The organism is Vibrio sp. HI00D65 (assembly GCF_001635455.1).
Taxonomy (GTDB): domain Bacteria; phylum Pseudomonadota; class Gammaproteobacteria; order Enterobacterales; family Vibrionaceae; genus Vibrio.
The window spans coordinates 1-312 of sequence record NZ_LWEH01000443.1; the positions used below are offsets into that span (position 1 = coordinate 1).

Consider the following 312-nt stretch of genomic DNA (forward strand, 5'->3'; position numbering starts at 1 on the left):
TGTTGTAGGCAACGGTGATCCTGCATTGAATGGAAGACCATCCACTTTGATTCAACTGACCATATGCGTAAAGACACCATTTGACTACGAACGACTTGATCTTCCAAAAAGCCTAAAAAGCTCATCAGTAGTGGTAGGTAAGCACTATGGTTAACTCAATGTTTAGCGGCCTAGCCCGGCAGCAAAAAGGTTCCATCACTCTTTCCTTTCTTGCACTACTGCTCCCTGCACTATTTATCGCTATTGGCACTCTGATGATCTGCGCGCAAGTGATGGTTTCTAATCGAGCTGCGCAAGCCGCTGACTCTGCCG

2 pseudogenes are annotated in these 312 nt (G+C 46.8%); both read left to right on the forward strand.

Annotated features, from left to right (window positions below):
* Positions 1–154 (forward strand): annotated as a pseudogene (locus A3712_RS28960) (tight adherence pilus pseudopilin TadF); the annotation flags it as partial.
* Positions 147–312, forward strand: a pseudogene (locus A3712_RS28745) (VWA domain-containing protein); the annotation flags it as partial. The pseudogenes A3712_RS28960 and A3712_RS28745, both read left to right, overlap by 8 nt.